The organism is Virgisporangium aurantiacum, from assembly GCF_016863635.1.
GTDB lineage: Bacteria > Actinomycetota > Actinomycetes > Mycobacteriales > Micromonosporaceae > Virgisporangium > Virgisporangium aurantiacum.
Map to the genome: position 1 here is coordinate 105286 of NZ_BOPG01000037.1, position 24891 is coordinate 130176.

Consider the following 24891-nt stretch of genomic DNA (forward strand, 5'->3'; position numbering starts at 1 on the left):
ACGCACTTATGGAGGAAACCATGACCGCCACCCGCACCCTTGCCGGCACGATCCTGCCCGTCCCCGGCGTCTGGGACCTCGATCCCGGCCACACGGAGGTGTCGTTCACCGGCCGGCACTTCATGCTCACCAAGGTCCGCGGGCGCTTCACCGGCGTCACCGGAACCGTGGTGGTGGCCGACGACCCGGGGGAGTCCGTCGTCGACGTCGCGATCGACATGGCCACCGTCGAGTCCGGCAACCCCACCCGCGACGAGCACCTGCGCTCGGCCGACCTCTTCGACGTCGAGAACCACCCGCGCGCCACGTTCCGCAGCACCTCGATCGACTGGCACGGCACCACCGGCACGATGACCGGCGACCTGACGATCCACGGCGTCACCCGCGGCATCACGTTCGAGGTCACCTACGAGGGCCACGCGAGAGACCCGTGGGGCGCCGACCGCGCCATCGCGTCCGCCCGCACGACCCTGAACCGCGAAGACTTCGGAATCACCTGGAACATGCCCCTTGAGACCGGCGGAATCCTCGTATCCAAGGAAATCCACCTCGAGATCAACCTCGAAGCCATCCTCCGCCCCTGAGCCCCCACGCCGCCCGCGCCGCCCGCGCCGCCCGCGCCGCCCGCCGCCCCCTCCGCGCCGATCTTGCAGTTGTGCTCGCCCGTTAGCGCTGATTCGCCCCGTTTTGGGGCGTGCACAACTGCAAGATCGACTCACGGGGGGCGTGGCGGGGGGGTCAGTGGAGGCGGTAGACGCGACTCGCGGTTCCGGCGAGGACCTCGCGCCGGGCCTCGGCGGGGTACGGGGCCAGGGCCTGCTGCCAGGCCGACACGAGGGTTTCGAGGTCGGTCCAGAGCTTCTCGATCGGGAAGTTGCTGCCCCACATGCAGCGGCGCGGGCCGAACAGGTCGAGGCACGTCGCGGTCACCAGGTCGATCGTCGGCTGGTCGACGCGGTGCGTGAACGTTCCCTGGCCGGTCAGCTTGACCACGACGTTGGGCAGGTCGGCCAGGCGGCGCATGCCCCGCGTCCATTCGTCCACCGTGGACGGTCCGACATCGACCGGCATGCCGGCGTGCACGAGCACGAACGTCGTGTCGGGATGGTCCCGGGCGAGCACGGCCGCGTCCGCCATCTGGGGTGCGAAGACCTGGAGTTCGAACAGCCAGTCCAGGTCGGCCAGGGCCGCGATGTTGCGCCGGAACACCGGATCCGTCATCCGGTCGGGCGCCGACGCGAAGCGGAACTCCGCCCGCTCGTGCCAGTGCAACTGGAGGCGCACGCCGCGCACCAGCGGGCTGATCGCCGCCTGCCGACGCATCACCGACAGCGCGTCCGGTGCGAACAGGTCGGCGCAGCCGATCACGGCCGTCGGCCAGCCGCTCTCGGCGTGCACGTCGCGCAGCCACCGGATCTCGTCCTCGACCCGGTCGAGCGGCCAGTTCGTCTGGACGTAGACCGAGGCACCGATGCCGCACGCGGTGGCCTCCGCGACGTACTCGTCGACCGGATAGTCACGCCGGATCGGTTCGTATGGACCGAAGATGCGGGGCACCGGCGGACCGGCGAGCCAGGGCAGGTCGGCCTGCCGCCAGATGTGGTGGTGAGCGTCCACAATGGTCATTCGACTGAGCCCTTCCAGCGGCGGTACGCGGCCCGGCGCGGGCCGGCGACGATCGTGGGGATGCGGCCGACCTCGGCCAGTCCGGTCGCCAGGTCGCGCACGCCGCCGAGGTGGTCGAGGTGGGTCAGCACGCCGGCCATGCCGCGGGTCACCGGGCGGTACGCGGGGGAGCAGGCCAGCGGCGACCACCAGATGAGCCGGTGACCCAGCCGGGAGAGCCGGGCGGTCGCGGCGACCATGGGCGCGCAGTCGCCCCGCTCCAGCCCGTCGGAGATCACGACGATCAGCGCGCCGCGGGCGAGCGCGAGGTGCCGCGGGTTGGCGAGGAACCGGTGCAGTGACACGCCGATCGCCGTCCCCCCGTCCGCGTCCCGGACGATCCGGGAGACGGCCGCGAGTGCCGCGTCGACGCCGCCGGTGAGTGCCGCCGTGATCCGCGTGAGCCGGGTGCCGAACGTGAAGACCTCGGTGCGGTCGCCCATCGCGGTGTGTGCCAACCGCAACAGGTCCGGCGTGTGGAGTTTCAGGGACCCGGAGACGTCGACGAGGAGTAGCAGGCGGCGCGGGTGCGACGGCCGGGCGGTCCACCGGAGCCGCGTGATCTCGCCGCCGTCGCGCCGGGCCTGCCGCCAGATCCGCGGCATGTCCAACCGGCGACCGGCGGGCGCGGGGCGGCGCCGGCGCGACGGGATCACCGGCAGGCACCGCGGCCACGCCTCGCGCAGCGCCCGCATCAGGTCCGGTTGCCGGGCGCCGGCGAACGTGCGGTGTCCGGTGGTGGCGAGGGCGCTGGCGGCGGTGCCGCCACCGGGCCGGGTGTCCATTGTGGACAGCTCGGATCCGCCGGGGCCGCGGTGCGCGGGCAGCTCACCCTCCGCGTCCCGGGGCGACGGGACGCGCGTCAGCGCGGCCGGGTGGCGGAACCACGCGTCGAACACCTCGTCGAACGTGGCGAGATTCGCGACGTCGGTGAGCAGCGTGACGCGGGCGTACCAGTACAGCGCCGTCAGGTCGCGGGGTGCCGCGTCCGCGATCGCGCGCAGGAAGTCCGCCTGCTTCGCGGGTCCCGTGCCGAGGCCGGCGCGGCGCAACGCGTCCAGGAATCCCCGGAGGTGGTCGGCGGCCTCACTGATGGCTCCACACCCCCTCGGCGGCGACGACGAGGGCGGTGTCCTCCTCGTCCTTGATGAGCAGACCCAACGCGCGACGCAGCGCGAGCGGCCAGGCCGCCCCGTCGTCGACCAGCGTGACCGCCCCGCGCGCCCAGTCGACCGTCTCCGCGACGCCCGGCCGCTTGAGCAACGGCAGCGCCCGGATCTCCTGGACGGCGCGCACCAGTGCGGTCGCCGCCTCCTCGGTGAGGCCGGGCACGTGCGCGTGCAGGATGGCGCGCTCGCGATCGGCGTCGGGGAACGCGATCCAGTGGTAGAGGCAGCGGCGGCGGAGCGCGTCGTGCAGTTCGCGAGTGCGGTTCGACGTCAGCACAACCACCGGCGGCACGGTCGCCGTCAGCGTCGCGAGTTCCGGGACCGTGATCTGGAAGTCGCTCAGGAACTCCAGCAGGAACGCCTCGAACTCGCTGTCGGCGCGGTCGATCTCGTCGATCAGCAGCACCGCGCCGTCCGATCGCACCGCCTTCAACAGCGGGCGCTGCAACAGGAACTCCTCGGCGTACAGGTCGCCGATCTCTTCGCCGCGGGACTCGGCGGTGCGCACCCGCAGGAGCTGCTTCGGATAGTCCCATTCGTAGAGCGCCTGGCCGGAGTCGAGGCCCTCGAAGCACTGCAGGCGGATCAGCTCCCGGCCCAGCACGCGGGAGAGCACCGGGGCGAGCGCGGTCTTGCCCACCCCGGGCTCCCCTTCGAGCAGCAGCGGCCGCCCGAGTCGCAACGCCAGGTGGACGGCCGTGAGCAGCCCCTCGTCGGCGAAGTACCCCTGGGCCCGTAGCTGCTCCTCCATCGCTACGTGATCAGTTCGTGCTCGACACTCAGGACGTGCACCCGGCTCGACGTGTGCGCACCGGCGTCACCGGCGGCGGCCTTGCCGGCATCGGACGCGAACGCCGCCGCCCGGGCGTCTTCGTCGTCGAACCACATCTCGTTGACGGCGTCGAACGCGGCATCCTCCGCGACGGCCACGTTCACCGTGTACTTCCGGAGCCCGGGCAGGTTCTTCGCGAACTCGAAGTGGTCTTCCGCCACCCATTTCGCGAAGTCCTCTTTGGACAGTCCGTCGGCCCGCTTGAGCAGCGAGATGAGCTTGATCATTCGTCGACCTTCCGTAGTTCGTCGAGCCCGCGGAGGACCCGTTCCGGCGTGAACGGCATGGTGTCGAGGCGGACGCCGCACGCGTCGAAGATCGCGTTGGCGATCGCCGGTATCGGCGCGTTCGCGGTCATCTCGCCGATGCCCTTGGCGCCGAACGGCCCGTTGTCGGCCGGCCGTTCGAGGATCGCGTTGTGGTACACGGGAATGTCGGCCGCGGCGGGCATCAGGTACTCGGTGAAGTCGGCCGGACCGTGATCGCGGTTCGGGTAGTAGGGCTCGGTCGCCTCGAACAGCGCGTGCGACATGCCCATCCAGGCACCGCCCTCGACCTGCTGCGCCACCATCGCCGGGTTGAGCGCCCGGCCGATCTCGTAGGCGTTGTACATCTCCAGCACCTCGACCACGCCGGTCTCGTCGTCGACCTCGACGACGGCCACCGTGCACGCGTGCGCCTGGCAGGAGTCGGGGTCCATCGCACCGGTCTCCGGTACCGGGTCGTTCTTCTCCTTGAGGAAGATGCCCCGGCCGGAGATCGTGCGGCCGTGCGTGAAGTGCGCGGCGAGCGCCAGATCGGTGACGTGGATGCGCTTGTCCGGCGTGCCGACCACCCGGATGAACCCGGTGCCGTCGGTCTCCAGGTCGGCGGCGTCCACCTCCATCTCCTCGGCGGCGACCGCGAGCATCACTTCGCGCGCCTCGGTCGCCGCCATGATCACGGCGTTGCCGACCCGGTGCGTGCCGCGGCTGGCGAACGTGCCCATGCAGTGCGGCCCGGTGTCGGTGTCGGCGGTGTCGACGAGGATGTTCTCCATCGGCATGCCGAGCGTCTCCGCCGCGCACTGCGCCACCACGGTCTTGAGCCCCTGGCCGAGGTCCACAGAGGACAGTGAGATCACGAACGTGCCGGTGGTGGTGGCGTGGATCAGCGCCTGCGACGGGTCACCGCCCAGGTTCATGCCGGTGGGGTAGTTGACGGAGGCGTACCCGCGCCCGCGCAGCCTGGTCATGACGTCTCCACAGAAGACATCCGTCGGTACTCGTCCGGGAGTTCGTGGCCGACCATCTCGGCGGCCTTCTGGATCACCTCGATCAGCGCCGTGCCCGACGCGACCTTGCGGTGCGCCTTCAGATCCCCGTCGCGGTAGGCGTTCTTCAGCCGTAGCTGCAACGGATCCATGTTCAGCTCGCGGGCGACGCGGTCCATCTGCGACTCCAGCGCGAAGTCGGCGATCGTCACCCCGAACCCGCGCATCGCGCTCGACGGCGTGCGGTTGGTGAACACGCAGTGGCAGTCGGCCCAGACGTTGGGGATGCTGTACGGCCCGGGCATGTGCGCCGCCGCCTTCGTCGTCCCGTACGGGCTGTGCCGCGCGTACGCGCCCGCGTCGACATACAGTGTGATCTTCCGGCCGGTGATGCGGCCGTCGGCCATCACGGCGTCCTTGATGTAGAGGCGTTCGGCGGCCCGGGGCGACGAGACCTGCATCTCCTCGTACCGGTTCCACACGTACTTCACCGGCTGCCCGGTCAGCATCGCCGCGACGCAGGCGACCGGCTCGACCTGGATGTCGACCTTGCCGCCGAAGCCGCCGCCGACCGTGCCGCCGACGATGCGCAGCTTGTTGAACGGCGTTCCCAGGATCAGCGCGGTGTTGTCGAGCGTGAAGAAGCACGCCTGGGTGTCGGAGTGGATGCGCAGCCGCCCGTCGGCCTGCGGCACCACGATGCAGCCGGTCGTCTCGGTGGGCGCGTGCTCGATCGGCGCCGACTGGTACCGCCACTCGAAGACGTGGTCGGCCGCGGCGAACGCGCTGTCGACGTCACCGAACCGGATGCGCCGGCAGTGGTGCCCCTCGTAGGTGAAGTAGTTGTTGCCCTGGTACTCGTTGACGATCGGGGCACCCTCTTTCAGTGCCTCCTCGACGTCGAACACCGCCGGCAGGTCGTCGTACGTGACTCCGACGCGGGCCGCGCCCTCGTACGCGGCGGCCTCGCTCTCGGCCACCACCGCGCAGATCGGCTCGCCGAGGTAGCGCACGGTTCCCTCGGCCAGCACCGGTTCGTCGTCGGGTTGGACGCCGATGAGCTTGAGCGGCGTGAAGACGTTGTTCGGGATGTCCTCGTGGGTGAGGATCCGGACGACGCCGGGCACCTCCAGCGCGGCGGTCAGGTCGACGCTCGTGATGCGCGCGTGGTGGCGGGCCGAGCGGTGCATCTTCAGGTGCAGCAGGCCGGGCGGCGCCACGTCCTCGAAGAACGCGGTGCGGCCGGTGACGTGCCCCAGCGCGTCCGACCGTTGCACCGCCGAGCCGATCACGGTGAAGGGGCCGGCCGACTCGTCGGGAAAGTACGTGCGGTCGATCGGGTCGGTCTTCACGAGCGACGCCTTTGCTCGGCCGCGGCGAGGATCGCGGCGACGATCGGGCCGTACCCGGTGCAGCGGCACACGTTTCCGGAGATCGCCTCCAGCACGTCGTCGCGGGTGGGGTCGGGGTTGCGGTCCAGCAGCGCCTCGGCGGCCATGATCATGCCCGGGGTGCAGAACCCGCACTGGGTGGCGAAGCCGTCGAGGAACGCGCTCTGCACCTCGTCGAGCTGTTCGCCGCGGGCCACACCCTCCAGCGTCCGCACGTCGGCGCCGTCGACGGTCTCGACCGCCACCAGACACGACATCACCGGGCGCCCGTCGAGCAGCACCGTGCACGTGCCACAGCTGCCCTGCGCGCACCCGCGCTTGGCGGCGGTGAGACCGAGCGCGTCGCGCAGGCTCGACAGCAACGACGTCCCCGGCGGCGCCAGGAACTCGCGAGAGCGTTGGTTGACCCGGAGATTGACCACCGATGACGCCATACCGTCCTCCTAACCGATGAAGGCACGTCGCAGATGAACGGGGAGTACCCGGCTGCGGTACCAGGCGCTGGCGTAGCTGTCGTCGAACGGGTCGATGTCGGCGCGGGCCGCGCGGCCGGCCTCGTCGAGCACGTCCGTCTCCAGTGGACGTCCGATGAGGACGGTCTCGGCGGACCCGGCCCGGACCGGACGCGGTGCCACGCCGCCCAACGCGATCCGCGCCGACGTGACCGTGCGACCGGCCGGACCGTCGGCCGTCTCCACCACCGCGGCGACCGCGACGATCGCGGCCGAGTTGAGCCGGCGGCGCATCGCCTTGTGATAGAACCACGTTCCCGCGGCGGGCACGGCGAACCGCACGGCGGTGACGATCTCGCCGCGATCGAGGCGGAGCCGTTCCACCGGTGCCGTCCGGTCGCCGTCCGGCCCGGTGATGTTGACGGTGGCGTCGAGCGCGAGCAGGCACACGGCGAGATCGCCGTAGGGCTGGGGGACGAAGAGGTTGCCGCCGACCGTCGCCAGCGTGCGGATCGTCGGTGAGGCGATGGTCCGTACGGCGGCACGGAGGAAGGCGAGGTCGGTCGACTCCTCGACCTCGGCGAGCGTCGTGGTGGCGCCGACGCTCACGTGCGTCCCCTCGACCGCGATACCGGAGACACCGGCCCGACGCAGGCTGACCAGTTCGGACGCCGCGGCCGTTCCGTGGTTGACCTGGGCCATGACGATCGTGCCGCCGGCCATCACCCGTCCGCCGGCCGCCGCGTGGATCACCGCAGCCGCAACGGAATCGGGAATTCGCACCGCCGTGATCATGAAGCACGCTCCCGATCTATTATCGATAATCGGTTACACGGACGTTAAGACCACCCGCCGCGCGCGTCAATAGCACTGCTTAAGATGGCGGCATGACCTCCGACGTGCCCCCGCCGATCCCGTTCCCGACGGCGGCGCCCGAGGTGTCGCGCATGACGCTGGCGCAGCAGATCCGCGAGTCGCTGGTGGTGCGCATCGTGTCGGGCGAGATCGCGCCCGGCGAGCGCCTGGTCGAGACCCGGCTCGCGTCGGTGTACGGCACCAGCCAGGCGCCGGTGCGCGAGGCGCTGCGCGAGCTCGAGGCGATGCGCATGGTCGAGACGCGGCCGCGGCGCGGCACGTTCGTCCGGCACTTCGTGCAGCAGACCCTGCGCGAGTGCTACGTGGTGCGGGCCGCACTCGAAGAGACCGCCACCCGCCTCGCGATGCTGGCCGGCACGATGCCGATCGCGGCGCTCCGCGCGGAGGTGAAGGCCATGCGCGCCGCCACCCGCTCCGGCGACGCCGACGCCGCGGCCCGGGCGAGCGTGGCGTTCCACCGGCACATCGTCGACGCGGCGCACAACGAGTTGCTGAAGCTGTCGTGGGAGGCGCTACGGATCGAGGCGCGCACGTCGGTCACGATGGTCGCCGCCGACGTGAAACTGAAAGACATTGCCCGCGAACACGCCGAACTGCTGAAGACCATCGAGACCGGCGATCTGGAGGCCGCGTGCCGGGAGACCCGCGACCACCAGTGGCACTACGCCGACCTCCCGCACGACGCACACGGCCGCGCCCGTCGCAACGCTAGTTGAGGCGCTCGGTCAGGTGGACGACGACGTCGTCGCCGTCGGACTTGCCGATCGCCTTGCGCACGGCAGCCTTGATCGGCAGCTTGTGGGTGCCGTCGCCCAGCGCCATGAAGGCGCCCCGGAACGCGACGCCGTCGACGGTGCCGGCGACCTTCACGAGGCCACGGGTGCCGAAGATCTTCGCGGAGTCGGGGAGCTTGACGCAGGTCCAGGTGTCGCCCTCCTGTGCCTTGCCGAGGGTCGCGGTGAACGTGATGTCGAGTGGGCTCATCTCGGGTCTCCTGCCTCTTATACGAACACGCCGACGAGGGCGCCGATCACGACGAGCTTGACCAGCCAGTCGCCGATGTGCAGGGCGGCGCGGGGCACGGGAACCCGTTCCCAGACCACCGAGCCGGTGAGGATCACGAACGGCAGCACCCACAGTACGAGGCCGAGCAGGGCGCCGGCGGCGGCTCCGTCCCATCCGCCGGCGACAAGCAACCCGGCGACGAGGCCGGCGGTGATCGCGCTGCGGACGAGTTCGGCCGCGATCTGCCACGGCGCGGGGCGGCCGGAATCGGGTGTGGCGCCGCCTGCCATGGGGACCGCCGGCATCACGATGTAATACACCGAACTGACGATGAACGCGGCGACCGTGGCGACGCCGATCCCGAGTGCGATCATGGCAACCTCACTTTAGTACTATGCCGTACTGATTGCCGAACCATAGGCCGACCGATAAAGTACTGTCAAGTACTGAACTGGAGGTGCGAGATCGAGACCCGCCGTCGGGGCCGTCCCAGTGGTAGCCAGGGCACCGAACTGCTGGCGGTGGCCCGCGCCGTCTTCCTCGAACACGGCTTCGCCCGCACCACCATGGACGCCGTCGCCGCGCGTGCCCGCATCTCGAAGGCGTCGCTCTACCAGGCGCACCCCTCGAAGGACGCGTTGTTCGCCGCCGTCGTGCGGGACTGGGCGGCGCGCGGCCGCGACGCCATGCGTCCACATCTCGATCTTTTTCTGAGAACCGACGACACCGCTTCCGCCCTCCTGACCCTCGCGCGCACGATGCAGGCCGGGATCCTCAGCGCCGACGTGCTCCGGATGCGCCGGCTCGTCGCGAGCGAGGCGGGCCGGTTCCCCGAGGTGGCCGCCGGCTACGTCGCCGACAGTTGGGACCGCAACATCGCCAACCTCGGCGCGGCGCTCGGCGAACTCGACCGGCGCGGTCGCATCCGCACCGGCGATCCGGTGACGGCCGCGCAGCAGTTCACCTGGCTCGTCGTCGCCGCGCCGCTCAACGACCGCACGTTGCGCGGCGACGACACCCCACCCGACCGCGCCGATCTCGACACGATCGCCATTGCCGCGGTCGACACGTTCCTCGCTCGGTACGGCCCTTAAGCCATCAGGGCCTGCGCGCGATCGGTGCGGAGGTGCAGGGTCGTGCGGCCGTCGCGATGCGTCGCGACGAGGCCGGCGTCCTTGAGGACCGCGAGATGCTGCGACACCGCACCGGCGGTGACGCCCAGCCCGGCGGCGAGTCCGCCGGTGGTCTGCGGCGTGCCCAACCGGGCGAGGATCGCCGCGCGGGTGCGCCCGATCAGGTTGGCCAGCGCCTCGGGTGCGGGCTCGGCGGCCTCCCACAGCGTCGCGACGCCCCGCGCCGGGTACCGAAGCGTGCCGACCGTCGGGGGATTGGTCGACGCCGTGACCCGTGGCCAGCAGAAGACGCTCGGGCACAGCACGAGCCCGTGCCCGCGGACGTTCACCGTCGCCGACGGCGACTGTCGCGGGTGGACGATCAACTCCGAGTCGGCCCACACGACGTCGTCGTGCAGGTCGGTGAACAGGCTCTCGAACCCGCCCGCGGCCAGCGCCCGGGCGCGGAACGCGATGTCGGCGTCGAGCAGGCGCACCATGCGGTCCCAGTGCGGCGCGATCACGAGGTCGTAGCAGCGGCGCAGGGCGTCGACCACCAGCGGCAGGCCGGCGCGGGGATCGTCGTGGAACTGCCGGGCCAGCCGGGAGGTGAGCCGGGCGGTCTCGTCGCGGGCGTCGGCGAGTCTCGTCGCCCGGACCGTGCGCAGCTCGTCGGTCATGTCGGGCATCCGCGCGGCCGGTGCCGGCATGAGGAAGCCCGGCTTGAACCCGTCGCGGCTGACGAGGGCCTGCAGGAGCGGCAGAGTGTCCACTGTGGCCAGTCGGGGCCGGGCCCAGCGCGCCCACGGCAGGTGCACCGCGTGCACGCCGGGCCGCGCCAGCGCCGCCAACGCCATGACGGTCTCGTACACCGGCGAGATCGCGAAGCGCACCCGGGCCAGTTCGGCCCCGGCCAGCTGGATGCGGATCCTCATGCACGTCTCCCGGTTTAGCGTCAGCTAAATCCTACCGCCGCTCCATCCGGCGGCCGCACGCTTGCCCGCGTGAAGAGAGACTGGCGCCTGCTGTGGACCGCCTCGACCGTCACCAGCCTGGGCGACGGCGTGTTCGTGGCGGTCCTGCCGCTGCTCGCCGCGACCCTCACCACCGACCCGCGACTGATCGCCGGCGTGACCGCGTGGGGCACGCTGCCGTGGCTTCTCGCCGCCCTGCCGGCCGGCGCGATCGTCGACCGGTCCGACGGCCGGCGGGCGCTGGTGGTCGTGCAGTGCTGCCAGGCGCTGCTGGTCGGCGCGCTCGCCGTGGTGTCCATGATGGACGCCGGCACCATGGCGGTGCTGTATGGCGTGGCGTTCGCGCTCGGCACCGCCGAGACGTTCGCGAAGGTCACCGTGCAGAAGCTGATCCCCGCGGTGACGCCGTCGGACCGGCTGGAAACCGCCAACGGTCAGCAGAACGCCGCGATGTTCGCGATGAAACTGTTCCTCGGCCCGCCGATCGGCGCCCTGCTCTTCTCGTTCTCGGCGGCGCTGCCGCTGTGGCTCGACGTCGCCGCGTTCGCGGTGTCGGTCACGCTGGTCGCGCGGCTCACCGTCCGGACCGTCGCGAGTGGACGGTCGCCGGCCGGCGGCGTGTGGGCGGGTGCCCGCTGGCTCGCCGGTCACCGGGTGCTGCGCACGCTGACGATGCTGACCGCCGTCGCCAACCTGGCGAACTTCATGACCGTCTCGACGCTCGTGCTGTTCGCGCGGCAACGGCTCGGGCTCGACGAGGTCGGCTACGGGGTGCTGCTCAGCGCGATGGGGGTCGGCGGCGTCCTCGGCAGCCTCGTCAGCGGGCGGCTCATCGGCCGGTTCGGCGGTCGCGCCGTCGTCACCACGACGATCTTCACGACGCCGGTCGCGATGCTCGGCGTCGCCTCCCTCGCGACCGACCTGCCGACCATGGCCGCGCTGACGACGGTGACCTCCGCCGGCGCGTCGTTGTGGAACGTCGCCTCGACGTCGTTGCGCCAGCGCACCGTCCCCAGTGGACTGATCGGCCGGGTCAGCAGCGCCGGCCTGATGGTCTCGTGGGGAATGCAGCCGATCGGCGCTGTCCTCGGCGGGCTCGTCGCCGTGTCACCGCTGGGGATCGCGGGCCCGTGGATGGTCGCCGGCGCACTGCGCCTGCTCGCGGCCGTGCTCGCGACCCCCGTCCTCCGCGACTGGCCGGCCGTCGCGTCGGCCGACCTCGATCACGTCGGGAAGGCCTAAGATCGCCGCTTGCGGAACAAACCTGAAGCCTCACTGCGGGTTTCTTCCACGGACAGCGATCTTGACTGGCCGTCGCTCGTCATGGCGACCCCGAACCCGTATCGCCGCCGTCGCCGGATCACCCCCTCAAGAGTCGATCTTGCAGTTGTGGTGCCTGTGCCTACCAAGGCGGAACAATGCCGCTGCAACCCGGAACCACTACTGCAAGATCGATTGCACCACGCCATCGCCCGCTCGCGGTGTTCCCAACCGGCATGGCATCCGGGGACCTTCGCGACCGGCCTTAAGGGAGAGAAAAGTCGGTTGCGGCAAACCGTAGTCACCCAGATCTAGCTCGACGGCAGTGCGGGCTCGTGCGGGAACTTCCGGTGCAGCAGCACCGCGCCGATGAACACGGCGGGGATCGTGAACCAGCGCAGCGGCGCGAACGGGACACTCAACACGAGGACGCTCATCGTGCCGAACCCGATCGTCGGCCACCGGCGCCGCCACACGTACTTCAGGTGCGCGAGCCGTTCGCCGACGCCGCGGTGGTGCAGCGTGGGCCCGACCGCGAGCAGGCCGATGACGAACCCGTTCACCAGCACCGCGACCGTCAGCGCCACCAGCACGTTGATGCCGGGGATCAACAGGATGGGCACCAGCACCAGGCCGCCGAACGCGATCACGAGCGTCACCAGGATCGTCTGCGACATCACGAAACCGCTGGCCCGCAACCACCCCGGCCGGTCCCGGCGGTCGACGGTCTCACCGAGCCGGCGCTCCATCCGCCGCACCGTCAGCACGAGGAACGGTGCACCGACGATGAGCGTCAAGGGGACGACGAGGAAGCCGATCAGCATGTAGGCAAGCCCGGTGAGTCCCCACCGGACGGTATTCTCCAGCGCCCACCGCAGGATTCCGGGCCAGTCCTCGGCGAACCCGACCGCCCACCCGGTGAGGCTCTCGGTGGCCGCGTCGGCCCCGGCCCGCCCGGCAAACGTCAGAAGGTAGACGGCCACCGCCGGCACCACCGCGTACAACCACAACACGGGACTCGTGACAAACGTCCACAACCCCCGCCAGAACGCGCCGATGCCCGTCCCGAACTCGGCGACCGCCGAGACCGTCCGCCGCGCCGCCCGCCCGGTCTGCGTGACGGTCGTGCGCCCCACCTGCCCGGCGACCGCCGCCACCCGACCCGTGTCAACGCGCGACGCCATCCCCCGCACCGCCGAACCGGCGGTGGTGGCCTGGACCCGGGCCCGACCGGTGAGGTGCTGGGCCCGGACGAGCATGGACTGCTGCGGCGACGCCTGCGCCGGCACCACAAAGGGCACCGGGGCCGACGCCGCGAACGGCGCGGCCGGTGGCGGCGCGGCGGCCGGTGGCGCGAACGGCGCGGCGGGCGGCGGTGCGAACGGCGCGGCGGCCGGTGGCGGCGCGAATGGTGCGGTGGGCGGCGGCGCGGTGGGCGGCGGAGCGAAGGGCGGCTGCGCGAAGGAGGCGGGAGGCGGCGCGGCCGGTGGCGGCGCGGCGGCCGGTGGCGCGAACGGCGCGGCGGGCGCAATGTAGAACGCCGCGGGGGCAGCCGGCGGAGCGTACGGCGCCGTGGGCGGTGCGAGGGGAGCCGCAGGCGGAGCGCCGGGAACCGTGGGCGGCACGGGGGGAGGAAAGTAGGGACCGGTGGGAGGTGCCGACGGCGGTTGCTCCTCCGGAGACGATGTCACGCGCGACCCCCGTCCACCCACGTGCGTAGCATGCCCACCAGCATGACCGATCCGACCCGGCCGAGTCACGCGCGCCCGTTTCGTCCCGACATTGTCAACGGGGAAACGAGCACACGCCACCACGTGGACAAAGTTCCCCGCTGATGACATCGGTATAAAACGGGCGCCGGGGCTTGCTGGGGCGCCCGCCGTGGGACCGGGTGTCCGAAGTGGACAGACGCCGGAGCGTCGCCGAGACGACCGGTCCGGGACGCCGCCTGGCGCAACCCGGTGTGGGCACCACGCCGGCGGCTCGCTCGCCGAGTGGTGACCCCGAGAGCCGCCCCGGATACTGTTGCGGCAGGTCGGGGAGGTATCGCATGAGCACCGACAAGCAGCGTCGGGTCTGGGACCGGCACGCGTCGAGCTACGACCGGCAGATCGCGTTCTTCGAGCGGCTGCAGTTCGGGGGCGGCCGCGAATGGCTCGGCGCCCGGGTGCGCGGCCGGGTGCTCGAGGTCGCGATCGGCACCGGCCGCAGCCTGCCGTTCTATCCGGCCGACACGCCAGTGACCGGTGTCGATCTCAGTCCGCGGATGCTGGCGATCGCACGGGAACGCGCCGCGACGGAGGGGCGCGCCGTCGACCTGATGGAAGGCGACGCCCAGCGGCTGCCGGTCGCCGACGCGTCCTTCGACACGGTGCTGTGTGCCCTGTCCCTGTGCTCGATCCCCGAACCGGCGGTCGCGCTCGCGGAGATGCGCCGCGCGCTGGTGCCCGGTGGGCGGCTGCTGCTCCTCGACCACATCGCCAGCACCTGGCCGCCGATCCGGGCCGCCCAGTGGCTGCTGGAGCGCGTCACGATCCGCACGGCCGGCGAGCATTTCACCCGCCGCCAGTTGCCGCTGGTGGAGGCGGCCGGCTTCGACGTGGTGGAGACCGAGCGGCTGAAGGCCGGCACGGTCGAGCGGATCCACGCCGTCGCGCCCGGTACCTCGTGAGGTAGTGACGGCAGGGTATATTCACCGCCGACGTAGATTCCACATTGGAGGGTCGGCAGTGGGCGACGAGAGGGTACCCCGGGGAATCGACGTCACCAGGCCGAATGTGGCCCGCGTCTACGATTTCATGGTCGGCGGCAAGGACCATTTCGCCATCGACCGGATGGCCGCCGAGCGCGCGCTCGAAATCATGCCCGACGCCCGGGAGGCGGGCCGGGCGTGCCGCGCGTTCCTCCGCCGGGTGGTGCGGTACATGGCCGCCGACGCCGGGATCCGGCAGTTCCTCGACATCGGCTCCGGCCTGCCCACCGACACCAACGTCCACCAGGTCGCGCACGACGTCGACCCGGACGCGCGCGTCGTCTACGTCGACAACGACCCGATGGTGCTCGTGCACGGCCGGGCACTGCTCGCCACCGAGCAGACCACCACGGTCATCGAGGGCGACGTCCGGACGCCGGAGAAGATCCTCGACCGCCAGGCGGTCCGCGAGCGCATCGACTTCACCGAACCGGTTGGCCTGTTGCTGCTGTCGATCCTGCACCACGTCCACGACTCCGAAGACCCGGCGGGCATCGCCGCGACCCTGCGCGACGCCCTACCGTCGGGCAGCTACCTCGCGATCATCCACTTCTGGGACCCGGCCGGCGAGCACCCGGAGATCTCGGCCAAGGTGCGCGACGTCGAGCGGGTGTTCAACGAGACGATGGGCACCGGTCGCTGGCGGCTGCGCGAGGAGATCGAAGGCTACTTCGGCGACTTCGAGATGATCGAGCCCGGCCTGGTGCCGCTGGCCGACTGGCGCCCCGACGGCCGGGACGACGCCGACCAGAAAGACACCCACTACACCATGATCGGCGGCCTGGCCCGCAAGCGCTGAGTCACAGCCGCCGCAACCGCAACGGGAAGATCGCCGGCACGCGGCGCATGTATTCAGCGTAGTCCGGCCGGCGTTGCAGCGACCGGCGGTCCATCATCGGCACGCTGACGACCGTGAACAGCAGCACCATCCCGAGCGGGCCGATCACCGTCCACCACCAGCCGGGCGCGGCGGCGAGGCCGAACAGCCACATGCCCCACCAGAAACCGATCTCGCCGAGGTAGTTGGGGTGGCGCGAGCGGCGCCAGAGGCCGCTGTCGATGACGCGGCCGCGGTTCGCCGGGTCGGCGGCGAACCGGTGCAACTGGCGGTCGGCGGTCGCTTCGACCGCGATCGCGGCGGCTGTCACCGCGGCGGCCACGGCGTCGAGGACGCCGAACCGCCGGCCTGTCTCGGTGACCGCGGGGAACACCGCGAGCATGCCGACGAACACGACGAGCGTCGGCATCAGCTGGATCCCGGTGAGGCTGACCAGCCACCACGGAACGCGATGGGGAAGCTGGTCGCGCATCTGGACGTAGCGCCAGTCCTCGTGGCTCAGGCCGCGCCACCCCCGCGCCCAGTTCGCGGTGAGTCGTACCGCCCACGCCAGGATGAGGACGAGCACCACGGCCTGCCGCCGGCTCAGTCCGTGGTCGTTCCAGAGCACCCACCCGACGGCGATGACCGGTGGTGCCACGCTCCAGTAGGGGTCGTAGAGGCTCGAGTTGGCGACCGCCATGGACGCCGCGAAGACGACGACGGTGGCGGCGAGGTCGGCCCACAGCGTCACCCACAGCGGATGCATGTCGGGCAACGCGGCAATCACGCCCCACGCGACGACGCCGGCCGCCAGGTACGCGGCGGTGACCACCGCGAAACCCAGCGGCCGCGACGCCGTCGCCAGCCCCCGGCCCACCCGATATCCATCCCGGCCGATCGTCATGGGAAGAGGGTAGAGGACTACTTACACGGATAGTTGGCCGTGGTGCAGGTGACGCCGAAGTTGTAGGCGTCGTTGAAATGGTTGTAGAAGCCGTCGTACAGCGGGTGGGTCGCGCCCGACTCCGTGCCCATCTTCACGAAGATCTCGTCGTTCTCGCTGAGCGCGTCCTGGGTCCAGTTCTGCGAACCGGTGTAGACGCGGTAGTTGTAGGCGGTGCCGTACTTCCCGTACACGAGGAAGAACTTGTCGTGGACCTGTGCCATCCGCCGGATCTTCACGCCGGCACCCAGCAGGTCGTTGTAGACGCCCTGGTTCATGCTGATGCCACCGGCCGAGTCGTTGCCGACGACCATCCACACCTGGCAGCCGCCACTGCGGTACCGCTTGACCTGACTGACGATCTCCGGCCGCCCGCTCGTCACCGACGCCATGCCGATGCGCAACCGGCAGTTGGCGTCGGGCGTGACGTCGTTGAGCCGGGTGACGATCGTGTCGGTCTGGCCGGCCCGCTCGGGTGACGCGTACACGTCGGCGGCCGTCGCCATGTAGTAGCCGCGGCCCGACGCCGAGTCGTAGTAGTCGTTGTTCGCGTAGTGCCGCTGCGCGAACAGGTCGGCGACGTTGGCGTTGAGCCCGTTCATCAGCGTCGCGTCGCCGTACACGGTGACGGTGTTGTTGAACGAGTCGGGTCCGGTCGCGTACGTCAGGTTCGACGAGCCGAACCACGACACGTTCGAGCGCGCGGTGCCGTCCGGGTCGGTGGTGGCGGTGAACGTGAACATCTTCGTGTGCATGTCACCGTCGGCACTCGTGCTGACGCAGCTGTGGCCGGCGTTGGCGTTCACGCAGAACCTGTTGCTCAGCTGGCGCAGCGACGGAATCGACGGGTCGGTCGACGCCGCGTTCTTCCCGTCGACCACGACCTGCACGGTGACGCCGCGGTTCTTCGCGTTCACCAGTGCCTGCGCGACCTCGTCGATGCTGATCGAGTGGATCGTGCCGCGGATCGTCGACCCGGCCGGCGCGGCGTCGATGAGCCGGCGCAGTTCGGTGATGATCGTGTAGTCGCGCGCGGTGCGCGGATTCGAGAAGTGTGCCCAGACCGGATACCCGCCGATGGTGGCGCGGGCGGACGCGACCAGCGGCCGCACCTCGTCGTCCGCCACCGCGGCCTGCTGTCCCACGACCGGCCCGCCCACCGCGAGCAGACCGGCCGCCAGTACCGCGACGACGCGTTTCTTTCCCATGATCGAAGCTCCCCGTGTCGGCGACCGGGTCTGCCGGCCGCCGACGAGCGACCGGCCTCCCGGCCGCAAGTTACGCCTATCTATATCTGCAGCGAGGTGGCAATGCAACAAAGCTGCAAACGGAATCCATTGACCGCCGTAATTTCATCTCCATACCGTATTAGGAAAGCGCTTTCCTGGAGCGCTTCGGACATGGAGGTCCACCAGTGCAGCCACTCAAGCACCCGCCGCGTCCCCTGAGCAGACGTACCCTCACCGCTCTCGGTGCCGGTGCCACCGTCCTGGCCACTGCGCTCGTCTTCACCGTCGCGACCGCCGCCAACGCCGCGACGCTCCTCTCCGACGACGTCGCCGACGGCAACGCCAACGGCTGGAGCACCTCCGGCGGCAGCTGGTCGGTGTCGTCCGGCGCCTACGCGCAGTCGAGCGCCTCCGCCAGCGCCAAGGCGTCGGCGGGCTCGACGTCGTGGGGCACCGCCACGGTGTCGGCCCGCGTCCGGGCCACCACGTTCAGCACCAACGGCTCGCGCGGGATCGGCGTCACGGCCCGCGTGCAGAGCACGTCGAACTTCTACGCGCTCGTGATCACGCCGACCGCCGTGCAGCTCCGCAAGGGCGCGACCACCACGCTCGCCTCCGCGCCGTTCTCGGCGACCACCGGCACCTGGTACACGCTGTCGTTGAGCGCGACCGGCGGTTCGCTGGTCGGCTCGGTCAACGGAAGCGCGGTGGTGTCGGCGTCCGACGGCTCGTACCCCACCGGACGCGCCGGCCTGCTCGCCAACTACACCGCCGGCTCCTTCGACGACGTCGTCGTGACCGACGCCGCCGGACCGAGCCCGAGCCAGCCGCCGAGCTCACCCGGAACACCGTCGTCGCAACAGCCGTCGCCGAGCCAGAGTCAGAGCCAGAACCCGAACCCGCCGACCGGGATCGTCGGCTGGGCCACCCAGGCGGGCGGCACCACCGGCGGCGCCGGTGGCACCACGGTCACCGTGTCGACGTGGGCCGACCTCCGCACCCAGGCACAGGCCGCGGGCACCCGGACGATCCTCGTCAACGGCATGCTCAGCGGCTCGGGCACGATCGAGATCTCGGCCAACAAGACGATCCGCGGCGTCGGCTCGAACTCCGGTGTCTCCGGCACGACGCTCAACATCGAGGACATGAGCCCGGCCAACGTCATCATCCAGAACATGCAGATCCGCGGGGTTCCCGGCGGTGACGCGATCCAGATCGAGAACGCCACCCACATCTGGATCGACCACAACACGATGCAGAGCACCATCGAGAGCGACGTCGACTTCTACGACGGAATGATCGACATCACCCACGCGGGCGACTACATCACGGTCTCGTGGAACATCATCCGCGACCACTGGAAGACGTCACTCGTGGGCCACTCCGACGGCAACGGCTCCGAGGACATCGGCCACCTCCGGATCACCTACCACCACAACTGGTTCGACCGGACGTTCGAGCGCAGCCCCCGGGTGCGCTTCGGCGAGACGGTCCACGTCTTCAACAACTACTACACGAACGTCAACAACAACACGTCGTCCTACGCGATCGCGTCGACCGAGAACGCCGGCGTGCTCGTCGAGGCCAACGTCTTCGAGACCGTGCAGCAGGCCTGCTGGTCGGCGAGTGGTTACGCCGACTCGGGTCCCGGGCGGCTCGTCGCCCGGAACAACTCGCTGACCAACTCCGGGCCGTGCGAGGTGAACGGCACGGTGGCCGCCCTGCCGTACAGCTACACGGCGGAGAACGTGGCCAGTGTCAAGGCATCCGTCACGGCGGGCGCGGGCGCCGGACGGATCTGAGAACGCGGGCCGGCACCCTGACGATCGTCGGGTGCCGGCCCTGCCCGCTACGATCTTCCGCATGGGGGAACAGGACCGCGGCCGCATCCAACGCGGCCGCGTCGCCACGTCGCTCGCCTTCTTCCTGTTCGGCTCGGCGCTGGGCGTGTGGACGGCCCGGATTCCCGCGGTGAAGGAGCGCCTCGGCCTGAGCGACGGCCGGTTGAGCGTGGCGCTGCTCGCGTTCGCCGCCGGGTGCATCGTGGGCATGGCGGCGATCGGGCGGCTGACCGACCGATTCGGCAGTTCCCGCGTGCTCGTTCCGGCGGCGTTGCTGGAGGGCGTGCTGCTCGTCGTTCCCGGCTACATGACCGGGCTCGTCGGCCTGTGCGTGGCGCTGGTGCTGTTCGGCGCCGCGCACGGCACGCTCAACATCGCGATGAACGCCAACGCCATCGAGGTGCAACGCGCCGACGGCCGGCCGATCATGTCGTCGTTCCACGCGGTCTACAGCATCGGCGGCTTCTGCGGAGCGATCGTCGGCGGCTTCTTCGCCGGCCGCAACGTCGGCGCCGGCACCACGTTCCTCATCGTGGGGGCCGCCGTCGTGGTCCTGGCCATCTGGACGTCACTGTGGATACTTCCGTCAAAGACAGTGGACGGAGAGACGCACCCGCCGCGGCCCGAATCCAACGGACGCCGGTATGTGTTGCTGTTCCTCGGTTTCCTCGTGCTGTGCACGCTCGTGGGTGAGGGCGCGGCGGCCGACTGGAGCGCGGTGTACCTGCGCGACCACCTCGGCAGCGATCCCGGCTTCGCCGCGTACGGGTACGCCGCGTTCTCCATCGCGATGACCGCCGGCCGGTTCGCCGGCGACCCGCTCGTCCGCGCGATCGGGCCGGTCCGCCTGGTGCGGGGGAGCGGGCTGCTCGCGGCCGCCGGGCTCGGCGTCGCCATGCTGATCGACCATCCGGTCGCCGGCGTGGTCGGGTTCGGGTTGCTGGGCGCCGGCCTGTCGTGCGTCGCGCCGCAGATCTTCTCCGCGGCCGGCGACCGCGACCCGCAGCGCGCCGGCCGCGCGCTGTCGACCGTGGTGAGCATCGGCTACCTCGGGTTCCTGCTCGGTCCGATCGCGATCGGTGCCGCCGCGACGGTGGTCGGCCTGCGTGCGGCGCTGGTCGTCCCGGTGGCGCTCGCGCTGTTCGTGGCCGCGAGCGCGCCGGCGATGCGCACGACGTCCACTGTGGAGCGTTGACGTACGGGCCGATCAGCGGTGGGCGTCAGCGGGTGACGGTGAGCGTCCCCAGGCCGGCGACCGCGTCGATGACGTAGCGGTCGCGGGCGGCGTCCCAGCCGGTGGGCACGATCCGCGTGCCGGCCGCGACCCCCGACCGGGTCGTGCCGTCGACGGTGACCGTCGCCGCGCCGCGGGCCAGCGCCACCCGCACCGGAACATTGCGGGGCGCGTGCACGGCGAAGTCCCGTACCCCGCCGGCCATCCGCACCGTGACGTCGCCCTGCGGTTTCGGCAGGAACACCTCGATGCGCGCGGCTCCGCCGGTGAAGTCGACCCCGGCGAGGGCGGCGTTGCGCATGTCGACGGTCGCCGTCTCCGTTCCGGCCACCAGCGTGATGCGCCACCGCACCCGCTGGTTCAGTTCCACGGTGACGGTGTCGGGCGCGTCGGTCTCGTAGAGGCTCGTGAGGCGCAGCTTCACCTGGTCGCCCTCCTGCGCGACGCGCGGCACCGAGCCGGCCCCGTCCGGGGTGCTCGCGCGGTACAGGTCGGTGCCGAGGTCCGCGGCCCGCACCACGATCGCGGTGACGCCCTCGACGAGCTGGAACTCCGCGGCCGTCGTGGCGCCGACCGGCGCCGACACCGTGTACTGCGGCCGGGGCTGCGCCGACGGCCGGGTGTCGGGTTCCGGTGGCGGGTCGATGATGCGGGCGAAGGTGACGGTCACCAGCACGACGATCGCCGCCAGCGCGACGGCGATGAGCAGCCCGACGACGGGAAAGCGACGGCGGTCCGGTGGCGGGTCCTCGTCCGCGCCGTCCGGATTCCGGTACTGCGGAACGATGGTCGCGGGTTCGCTCTGCGAATCCGCGGGTTCGCTCTGCGAGTCCCCGGTTTGTGGCACAAGGCCCGATTCGACCGGCGTGGATGCCATGACCGACTCCGCCTCACCCCTGAACATGATCCCTGCCGGGCAGTACGCAGCGCGGCGCGGTCCGGGTCCATGAGCTAGCCGGTGATCGAGAGGCCCTGCGCCCCGGCGCCGCGCGCGGTGACCGCCGTCGTGGTTCTCCGCAGCGACCGCGCGCACGCGTCGCGCAGCGCGGGCGGCGTGGCCGGATCGGCGAGCGCGGCCGGCACCAGCACCAGCCGGGCCGGGTCGGTGTCGTGCGACATCCAGGTGGGGATCGCCTCGGCCGCGGTCACCCGCCAGCGCTTCGGCCCGACCTCCGTGAACGTCATCCGGGCCAGCACGCCGTCGCGGGTGGTCTCCGGGTTGCGCTGCGTCGACACGTGGTTACCCAGCCCGTAGGCGACCCACTTGTCGCCGATGCGTTCGAACGGCTGCACCACGTGGGCGTGGTGGCCGAGCACGAGGTCGATGTCGGGCGACGTGAGCAGGTGCCGCGCCACCGCGAGCTGGCTGTCGTTCGCGCCGCTCTGGTACTCCGTCCCCCAGTGCAGGCTGGTGATGACGATCTCGGCACCGGCCGCGCGTGCCCGGGCGGCCTCGGCGACAATCGCGTCGGCGTCCAGGCTGTTGGCCAGCCACGGCTTGTCGGCCGGCCGGACGATCCCGTTGAACGAGAACGTGTACGACAGCAGGCCGACCCGCACGCCGTTGGCGCTGACGATCGTCGGCGCGGCCTTCTCGCCGGCCGAGCGGTGCGTGCCCGAGTGCGCGACGCCGGCCGCGTCGAGCGCGTCGAGCGTGCGGCGGACGCCCGCCTCGCCCCGGTCGAGGCTGTGGTTCGACGCCGTGCTGCAGGCGTCGTAGCCGGTCTCCTTCAACGCCGGCACCACCTGCGGCGGAACCTCGAAGACGGGGTAGCCGGAGAACGGTCCGCCGGGGTTGCCGAGCGGCGTCTCGAGATGGCAGATCGCCAGGTCCACGCCCGCCACGACGGGCCGCACCGCGGCGAACAACGGCCCGAAGTCGTACCCCTGCCGGCCGGCCGCCGCGGCGTCGCGCTGCGCCTGTCGCCACAGCCCGCTGTGCAGCAGCACATCGCCGGAGCCGAGCACGGTCAACGTGCGGGGCCGCGCCGGTGCCGTGGCCGGTGGCGTCGCCGCCGAGGTGGCCGGCGCCGGCCGCGCGTCCACCGGAGTGGCGCTGCCGCGCGCCGCCGGTCCGGGTTCCCGCGCCTGCGTCGGCGCGGCCGACGCCGCGCCGACGGCCAACAGAATCACCAGGACGTGCCCGGCCCCGCTTCGAACCCCCATGAGAGCCCCCCTCCGCGCCGGTAAGACGCCGAGGGCGACGAACGGGTTGCGGAGAGTGCGCTGTCGGGTTACGGCACCGGGCGCGTCAGCCCGGCCACGAGATGGCGTCGAGGAACTCGTCCATGGCCGCGATCACGCGGGCGAGCACGTTGACCGACCCGACCATCGGACCCGGCACGCACAGGCCGTGATCGGCGTCCGCCACCTCGACGACGTGCGGGGTCAGGCGTCGGGCGGTCGCGCCGTCCCAGAGCCGGTCGGCCGTGCCGCCGACGAGCAGGACCGGTCGGGTCGCGCGGCCGAGCGCCGCGACCACCCAGGGCGCGGTGAGCAACGGCGTGAGCCAGACGGCGGGCAGGCCACGGTCGGCCGCGAGCGCGGCGGCCGCCGACCCGAGCGACTTGCCGATCAGGAGCGGCCGGCCGGTGAGCGTCGGGGCCAGCTGCGCGGTCACCCACGTCTCGACGGTGGCGTCGAAGGCGTCGGGCGCCGGCTCCGTCCAGCTGTGCCGGTGGACGGTGGCGCCCCGCCGGGCGGCCACCTCGCCGGCGTACCACAACATCCCGGTGGTGACGCCGTAGCCGCCGCCGGGGATGACCACCGCCTCCGCCATGCCATCGAGCGTAGTCGCTGCGTGGGTCGCGTCGGTGGTGCGGTTCGGGCTCGCGCCGGCGGTGGGCACGGCATAGTAGGGCGGTGGGAGACCTGGAGCAGGTGGGTCGGGCGGCGGCCCGTGACGCGGGTGGGATCGACCCGCAGTTGCTCGGCGGGTTCCTGCCGGCCGTCGTGGCGGCGACCGCGGCGGGCCGGCGGTTGCGCCGTCCGGAGCTCGCGGCCTGCGTCGCGGCCGGGCGCCGGGCGGCCACCCAGGGCATCGCCATGCGCGCCCTCGTGGACCTCTACCTGTCCGCCGGCTGGCGGCTGTGGCGCGACGTCCCCGAGGTCGCCGCGGGCGACGCCGCCCGGGTGCGGGCCGCCGCGCTGAGCGTGCTGCGGGCCGCCGACGACGGGGTCGCCGCCCTGGTGGAGGGCTACCAGTTGGCGCTCGCCGACCTGGGCCGGCTGCACGAGTCCACCAAGCGTGAGGTCCTCGAAAGCCTGCTTGCCGGCGGCCAGCAGGCGGTCGAGGCGGCCGAGCCCGCGGCCGACCTGGGGCTGGTGCTGACCGGACCGGTGTCGGTGCTCGTCGTCCGGGCCCGGGCCGGCTTCGCCGAGCCGGCGGGCGCGGCGCTGCCGGTCACCGTCGACCGCGCGCTGCAGGGTCGTTACGGTGACGCCCAACCGCTGGTCAACCTGCACGCCGGCGATCTCGTGTGCGTGTTCGCGGCACCGGACGCCGTCGCCGTCGACCTGGTGGGCCGGGCCGTCACCGTCGAGGTCGACGCCTACTTCGCGACCGAACCGACCGTCCACGCGGACGGCCGGCGGCTCTGGCACGGTGCGGTCAGCACTCCACGCATCGGTGCCGCCGCCGTGCGGGCCAGCCTCGACGAGGCCCGGTACGCCCTGGAGATCGCCGACCGGCTCGGGCTCGACCGGCCCATGGTCGACGCCGGTGAGCTGGCCGTGTACCGGGTGCTGCTGCACGACCGTCCCGCGGTGCACGACCTGATCCGGGGCACCCTGGCGCCGCTCACCGACGCCCGCGGCGGCGCGGCCACGCTGCTCGAGACGCTCGACGTCTACTACCAGACCGGGTGCGTGGCGACCGAGACGGCGGCCCGGCTGCACCTGTCGGTGCGGGCCGTCACCTACCGGCTGGCCAGGGTGGCCCAGCTCATCGGGCGCGACCCGGCCGATCCGACGCACCGGTTCACCGTGCAGGCGGCCGTCACCGCCGCCAAGCTCCTCGACTGGCCCGCGACCCCGCTGGATTGACGCGGCACGGTGCCGGTACCTTGCCGGCCGCCGGCAAGAT

Annotated in this window: 27 protein-coding genes; 10 read left to right on the top strand and 17 right to left on the bottom strand. The window is 71.6% G+C overall.

The window, feature by feature from the left end; translation table 11 throughout:
- The first annotated feature begins 20 nt into the window (after positions 1-20).
- Positions 21-584 carry a YceI family protein gene (locus Vau01_RS30125; RefSeq protein WP_203999463.1) on the top strand — a complete coding sequence of 188 codons (564 nt, stop codon included), beginning with the start codon at positions 21-23 and terminating at the stop codon, positions 582-584.
- A 154-nt stretch (positions 585-738) separates the two neighbouring features.
- On the opposite strand, the gene Vau01_RS30130 is transcribed toward Vau01_RS30125, so the two are convergent.
- From Vau01_RS30130 to Vau01_RS30165, 8 genes are read right to left on the bottom strand one after another with little or no spacing between them, the layout of a single operon-like run.
- Positions 739-1626, bottom strand: a complete 888-nt coding sequence (locus tag Vau01_RS30130) for an amidohydrolase family protein (RefSeq protein WP_203999466.1) — start codon at positions 1624-1626, stop codon at positions 739-741.
- Complete coding sequence (locus Vau01_RS30135) at positions 1623-2759, bottom strand: vWA domain-containing protein (protein ID WP_506019238.1); 1137 nt, start codon at positions 2757-2759, stop codon at positions 1623-1625. Before Vau01_RS30135 ends, Vau01_RS30130 begins: the two co-directional genes overlap by 4 nt.
- Positions 2752-3585 carry an AAA family ATPase gene (locus Vau01_RS30140; RefSeq protein WP_203999471.1) on the bottom strand — a complete coding sequence of 278 codons (834 nt, stop codon included), beginning with the start codon at positions 3583-3585 and terminating at the stop codon, positions 2752-2754. The genes Vau01_RS30135 and Vau01_RS30140 overlap by 8 nt, the downstream gene beginning before the upstream one ends.
- 2 nt (positions 3586-3587) lie before the next feature.
- Positions 3588-3893, bottom strand: coding sequence for an EthD family reductase (locus tag Vau01_RS30145; RefSeq protein WP_203999473.1), 306 nt, complete (start codon positions 3891-3893; stop codon positions 3588-3590).
- Complete coding sequence (locus tag Vau01_RS64705; protein ID WP_203999475.1) at positions 3890-4900, bottom strand: xanthine dehydrogenase family protein molybdopterin-binding subunit; 1011 nt, start codon at positions 4898-4900, stop codon at positions 3890-3892. The genes Vau01_RS30145 and Vau01_RS64705 overlap by 4 nt, the downstream gene beginning before the upstream one ends.
- Positions 4897-6270, bottom strand: coding sequence for a xanthine dehydrogenase family protein molybdopterin-binding subunit (locus Vau01_RS64710; RefSeq protein WP_203999476.1), 1374 nt, complete (start codon positions 6268-6270; stop codon positions 4897-4899). The genes Vau01_RS64705 and Vau01_RS64710 overlap by 4 nt, the downstream gene beginning before the upstream one ends.
- A complete protein-coding gene (locus Vau01_RS30160) occupies positions 6267-6743 on the bottom strand; it encodes a (2Fe-2S)-binding protein (RefSeq protein ID WP_203999478.1) in 477 nt (158 codons plus the stop codon). The genes Vau01_RS64710 and Vau01_RS30160 overlap by 4 nt, the downstream gene beginning before the upstream one ends.
- Positions 6744-6752: 9 nt before the next feature.
- Positions 6753-7544, bottom strand: a complete 792-nt coding sequence (locus tag Vau01_RS30165) for an FAD binding domain-containing protein (protein WP_203999480.1) — start codon at positions 7542-7544, stop codon at positions 6753-6755.
- 104 nt (positions 7545-7648) lie between these two features.
- Between Vau01_RS30165 and Vau01_RS30170 the strand changes: the two genes are divergently transcribed.
- The gene (locus tag Vau01_RS30170) at positions 7649-8353 is read left to right on the top strand and encodes a GntR family transcriptional regulator (RefSeq protein WP_203999482.1); all 705 of its coding nucleotides are present in this window, start codon (positions 7649-7651) and stop codon (positions 8351-8353) included.
- On the opposite strand, the gene Vau01_RS30175 is transcribed toward Vau01_RS30170, so the two are convergent.
- Entirely contained in the window at positions 8346-8621 is a 276-nt protein-coding gene (locus Vau01_RS30175) for a DUF1905 domain-containing protein (protein ID WP_203999485.1), read from the bottom strand. The two genes, Vau01_RS30170 and Vau01_RS30175, sit on opposite strands and share 8 nt — an antisense overlap.
- A 17-nt stretch (positions 8622-8638) precedes the next feature.
- Positions 8639-9016, bottom strand: coding sequence for a DUF1761 domain-containing protein (locus Vau01_RS30180; RefSeq protein ID WP_203999488.1), 378 nt, complete (start codon positions 9014-9016; stop codon positions 8639-8641).
- A 147-nt stretch (positions 9017-9163) separates the two neighbouring features.
- On the opposite strand from Vau01_RS30180, the gene Vau01_RS30185 reads away from it, so the two are divergent.
- Positions 9164-9736 carry a TetR/AcrR family transcriptional regulator gene (locus Vau01_RS30185; RefSeq protein WP_203999490.1) on the top strand — a complete coding sequence of 191 codons (573 nt, stop codon included), beginning with the start codon at positions 9164-9166 and terminating at the stop codon, positions 9734-9736.
- Here the strand turns inward: Vau01_RS30185 and Vau01_RS30190 are convergent.
- Positions 9733-10689, bottom strand: coding sequence for an ArsR/SmtB family transcription factor (locus tag Vau01_RS30190; RefSeq protein WP_203999493.1), 957 nt, complete (start codon positions 10687-10689; stop codon positions 9733-9735). The two genes, Vau01_RS30185 and Vau01_RS30190, sit on opposite strands and share 4 nt — an antisense overlap.
- Before the next feature lie 69 nt (positions 10690-10758).
- Here Vau01_RS30190 and Vau01_RS30195 point away from each other — a divergent pair, with 69 nt between their 5' ends.
- Positions 10759-11970, top strand: a complete 1212-nt coding sequence (locus tag Vau01_RS30195; RefSeq protein WP_203999495.1) for an MFS transporter — start codon at positions 10759-10761, stop codon at positions 11968-11970.
- A gap of 329 nt (positions 11971-12299) precedes the next feature.
- On the opposite strand, the gene Vau01_RS30200 is transcribed toward Vau01_RS30195, so the two are convergent.
- Positions 12300-13172: an EI24 domain-containing protein gene (locus tag Vau01_RS30200; protein WP_203999497.1), complete on the bottom strand. Its 873-nt coding sequence runs from the start codon at positions 13170-13172 to the stop codon at positions 12300-12302.
- On the opposite strand from Vau01_RS30200, the gene Vau01_RS30205 reads away from it, so the two are divergent.
- From Vau01_RS30205 to Vau01_RS30215, 3 genes are all read left to right on the top strand, one after another.
- The gene (locus tag Vau01_RS30205; RefSeq protein WP_203999499.1) at positions 13153-13524 is read left to right on the top strand and encodes a hypothetical protein; all 372 of its coding nucleotides are present in this window, start codon (positions 13153-13155) and stop codon (positions 13522-13524) included. The two genes, Vau01_RS30200 and Vau01_RS30205, sit on opposite strands and share 20 nt — an antisense overlap.
- A 514-nt stretch (positions 13525-14038) precedes the next feature.
- A complete protein-coding gene (locus tag Vau01_RS30210) occupies positions 14039-14659 on the top strand; it encodes a class I SAM-dependent methyltransferase (RefSeq protein WP_203999501.1) in 621 nt (206 codons plus the stop codon).
- A 58-nt stretch (positions 14660-14717) separates the two neighbouring features.
- Positions 14718-15539, top strand: coding sequence for an SAM-dependent methyltransferase (locus Vau01_RS30215; protein ID WP_203999503.1), 822 nt, complete (start codon positions 14718-14720; stop codon positions 15537-15539).
- Position 15540: 1 nt separating this feature from the next.
- Here the strand turns inward: Vau01_RS30215 and Vau01_RS30220 are convergent, their stop codons facing one another.
- Together Vau01_RS30220 and Vau01_RS30225 are read right to left on the bottom strand one after the other, a co-directional pair.
- Positions 15541-16464 (bottom strand): DUF1295 domain-containing protein, encoded by a 924-nt coding sequence (locus Vau01_RS30220; RefSeq protein ID WP_203999505.1) that lies wholly within the window; start codon positions 16462-16464, stop codon positions 15541-15543.
- A gap of 17 nt (positions 16465-16481) precedes the next feature.
- On the bottom strand, positions 16482-17711 hold the full coding sequence (locus Vau01_RS30225) for a phospholipase D-like domain-containing protein (RefSeq protein ID WP_203999507.1): 1230 nt from the start codon (positions 17709-17711) through the stop codon (positions 16482-16484).
- A 206-nt stretch (positions 17712-17917) separates the two neighbouring features.
- Between Vau01_RS30225 and Vau01_RS30230 the strand changes: the two genes are divergently transcribed.
- The gene (locus tag Vau01_RS30230; RefSeq protein WP_239151966.1) at positions 17918-19534 is read left to right on the top strand and encodes a pectate lyase family protein; all 1617 of its coding nucleotides are present in this window, start codon (positions 17918-17920) and stop codon (positions 19532-19534) included.
- 61 nt (positions 19535-19595) lie between these two features.
- Positions 19596-20768, top strand: a complete 1173-nt coding sequence (locus tag Vau01_RS30235) for an MFS transporter (protein WP_203999509.1) — start codon at positions 19596-19598, stop codon at positions 20766-20768.
- Positions 20769-20793: 25 nt separating this feature from the next.
- Here the strand turns inward: Vau01_RS30235 and Vau01_RS30240 are convergent, their stop codons facing one another.
- The 3 genes from Vau01_RS30240 to Vau01_RS30250 all read right to left on the bottom strand — a co-directional run bounded on the left by Vau01_RS30240 (position 20794) and on the right by Vau01_RS30250 (position 23586).
- On the bottom strand, positions 20794-21684 hold the full coding sequence (locus tag Vau01_RS30240) for a hypothetical protein (protein WP_203999511.1): 891 nt from the start codon (positions 21682-21684) through the stop codon (positions 20794-20796).
- Positions 21685-21758: 74 nt separating this feature from the next.
- Positions 21759-22973 (bottom strand): CapA family protein, encoded by a 1215-nt coding sequence (locus Vau01_RS30245; protein ID WP_239151967.1) that lies wholly within the window; start codon positions 22971-22973, stop codon positions 21759-21761.
- An 85-nt stretch (positions 22974-23058) separates the two neighbouring features.
- Positions 23059-23586 carry an alpha/beta hydrolase gene (locus Vau01_RS30250; RefSeq protein WP_203999513.1) on the bottom strand — a complete coding sequence of 176 codons (528 nt, stop codon included), beginning with the start codon at positions 23584-23586 and terminating at the stop codon, positions 23059-23061.
- 83 nt (positions 23587-23669) lie between these two features.
- Between Vau01_RS30250 and Vau01_RS30255 the strand changes: the two genes are divergently transcribed.
- Positions 23670-24851 carry a PucR family transcriptional regulator gene (locus tag Vau01_RS30255; protein WP_203999515.1) on the top strand — a complete coding sequence of 394 codons (1182 nt, stop codon included), beginning with the start codon at positions 23670-23672 and terminating at the stop codon, positions 24849-24851.
- Positions 24852-24891 lie beyond the last annotated feature (40 nt).